The 2,542-nt window shown below is 54.3% G+C and carries 3 protein-coding genes; all 3 read right to left on the bottom strand.

The genetic code is table 11. The annotated features are described in order from the left end of the window. Positions 1–113: 113 nt before the first annotated feature. Positions 114–1,331 (bottom strand): protein rep, encoded by a 1,218-nt coding sequence (locus GHN86_RS22870; RefSeq protein WP_153387377.1) that lies wholly within the window; start codon positions 1,329–1,331, stop codon positions 114–116. Positions 1,332–1,426: 95 nt separating this feature from the next. Further along, the gene (locus tag GHN86_RS22865; protein ID WP_153387376.1) at positions 1,427–1,726 is read right to left on the bottom strand and encodes a hypothetical protein; all 300 of its coding nucleotides are present in this window, start codon (positions 1,724–1,726) and stop codon (positions 1,427–1,429) included. Positions 1,727–2,194: 468 nt separating this feature from the next. Continuing rightward, entirely contained in the window at positions 2,195–2,413 is a 219-nt protein-coding gene (locus GHN86_RS22860) for a hypothetical protein (RefSeq protein WP_153376469.1), read from the bottom strand. Positions 2,414–2,542 lie beyond the last annotated feature (129 nt).

The following is a 2,542-nucleotide window of genomic DNA, read 5'->3' as shown; positions in this document are numbered from 1 at the left end:
GCACTTACGCAAACTATGTTTGCAGGCGGTCCGTTGGACGTATTTAGGAGTTGAAGTTGAGCGGGCAGGCCTGCCCGGCACTGCTAGCGCTACGCTAAGCAGTGTCAGGCAGGTCAGCCCGTTCCAGTAGCAAACTTTTTGGCTCGTTCCAAAAGGGACGCAAGCAAAACAGGAAGCGCCTGTGGGTGAGTCTCGGCCATGTCCAAAACGATGGACTCCGATTTAGTGCGCAAAATGGCTCGCCATTGCTCGTCGGTTAGTTCGGCCAGCATGAGCGCACTGTCTTCCTGAACGGCTGCAAGTTCCTCGTCTGATGCCTGTTCACCCATGGCGAGCAGATCACGTAAGCCGTTTGACCAGTAGAGCTGACGTTTTCCCTTGAACGCCTCGGCATAGGTACGAAACAGGATTGCCGACTGTTGCCAGCCCTCAGACTTATCGAGGACGGCTCTCAGGAAGTCCCAGGGCGTGCGTGAGCCGTTACGGCCCTTCTTGGTGTGGCTTTTGGTCAATTCGCTCTCTAGACCCCATTTGGAGGCGTAGGCAGCGGCATAGGTGCCATCATCAACCCTGCAACCATGCTCATCAGAAGGACGCGGCAAACCAGCACGCATGCACGCTTGTTGCCAGAGAGGAGCAAAGGCGTTCTGAACAGAGGCCGGGGAGAAACCGCCATCGAGGAACAGCAAAATATGTAAGTGCGGGTGGAACCCGTTAACCCCATAGGTGGTTTCCAAGGCTCGAACGGTGCCGCGAAGGCCCAAGAGCTTGCGGATGTTCTGTCCGGCGCGGCCTGAAGAAGTTTTGCTATAGGCCTTGTGGATCTGTTCCAGAAGCGCTTTTAGGTCATCACCCAAGCCATGAGGAACAGTCAGGGTCAGCAAATAGACCTGCATGCCCATGGATCGAGCAACGGCCAAAGCGGCCACGAGTTCGGCACGACGACGCTCGCTGATCTTGGCAGCGCAAACCGGGCAGGCCCAGACGGAAGCGCAGATCTGGAGGCCGGTGTAAAACGCCTTGTTGTGTTCCTGACTTTTGAGTATCTGGAGAGATTGCTTGGGAACCCGCCAGCGCATGCACTTGGACGTGCGCGAGGTTGGCAGTAATTGGTTGACCACGCTTTTGTAAGCGAAACGCTCCCAGCGGAACCGGCTTGGGTCGATTTCCTCGACGTATTCCCGGCTTTTTGGGTCGATCTTGAAACGGGTAATTAACCCCGTCAGAGGGTCGATGAATTCGTGAGTGGAAGGAGTTTTCGCGTATATACCAAGGGGCTCCTTCAGAGCCTCTGTATTTCGGTCGCGCACCGTAGTGTTATTCTTATCCATGCAGATCCTAAATCCCTGCAAAACCGGGGACAAACGCAGCGTCAACTGCGGCCCCAACAGAACCCCCTACAGCGTCAACTGGAGGGGGTTTTTTATTAGTCTTCGTCTTTGCGGATGAAGGTGCGGAGCTTGGACTGTTCGTCTATCAGATCCATCTGCGCCAAATTGGCACCATGCACAGCTTCAAGCATGGAGCGCTGCATGATTTCCAAGGCTCTTGCGGGCTCTGCCTTTGCCAAACGTGCGGCATTGGCGATTCCCAAAATCATTGGGATGTTGCCTTCGATGATTTCCCCGACGAAGGAGGCAGCAGCGACGCCGGTAGCTTCGTTCAGCTCATCCAAGGCGCTCTTGAGTTCAGGCGAGATCGATAGTGTCAGGCGATGACGTGCCATGGGTCAGTTCCAAATATGTGCCAATGGCACAACTCTATTCGCTAAGTTGAGATGCGTCAACATCCCCTCCGGGGGCGTTCGGCACGTGCCAGGGGTGCATGGGGTGAAACGTCCCATGAACCCCAGGCGGAGCGTGTTTTAAAATTGGGGTAGGTAAAGGGTTCGCTGCGCCCGTGCTTCCGTTTGCCGGGAAGGAGGAACGATTTCCCGACAAGCCGGGAGCGCGGCCCTTGACCTGGTGAAGTCTGCAGGGTTGCTGAGAGGTGTCTGAGTGGATGTTTCCGATTCGGGAACTGCACCCTCTTGAGCAAAAGCGAATGAGCAAGGTGGTGTGGGAATAGCGACGAAGTCGTGGGCCCACAACACACATCTTGCCGTCTGTGATTGGGCAATTGTGTGCAATTCAATGCAATTTTAGGCAACTGCCTATATGCGATTTAACGCGATTCTATGCGATCGAGCGTCAGTTCAAACAACCACGCCCAGTTCATAAAGGTTGTACCAAATTGGCTTGAATTCGCCGTTCAAGTAGCCACAACTCCCGCATACAGCTTTAAGCGTGTAGCAGGTGCTACCGTCCGCATTCAGGCTGTTTTTTTTGACCCCTGTAATTTCCATTGCCCCATGCAAATCACAGCTGATACAGGTTCGAGATAATTTATGTCCGCGCTTGGGTGTTTCTTGCATCGTTTCCCCCTTTAGGAAATCGTTGAGGAAGGTCTAGAAATTGAGCAAGGGCGCACTTACGCAAACTATGTTTGCAGGCGGTCCGTTGGACGTATTTAGGAGTTGAAGTTGAGCGGGCAGGCCTGCCCG

The sequence above is a fragment of the Pseudomonas helleri genome (assembly GCF_009600315.1).
Lineage (GTDB): Bacteria > Pseudomonadota > Gammaproteobacteria > Pseudomonadales > Pseudomonadaceae > Aquipseudomonas > Aquipseudomonas helleri_A.
Note: the sequence above shows the minus strand (reverse complement) of the source record. Positions and strands in the feature narration are given on the sequence as shown.

What these genes read in the sequence shown, in the direction of transcription:
- GHN86_RS22865 (WP_153387376.1), bottom strand. Translation starts at nt 1,726, where the DNA reads ATGGCACGTCATCGCCTGACACTATCGATCTCGCCTGAACTCAAGAGC.
- GHN86_RS22870 (WP_153387377.1), bottom strand. Translation starts at nt 1,331, where the DNA reads ATGGATAAGAATAACACTACGGTGCGCGACCGAAATACAGAGGCTCTG.
- GHN86_RS22860 (WP_153376469.1), bottom strand. Translation starts at nt 2,413, where the DNA reads ATGCAAGAAACACCCAAGCGCGGACATAAATTATCTCGAACCTGTATC.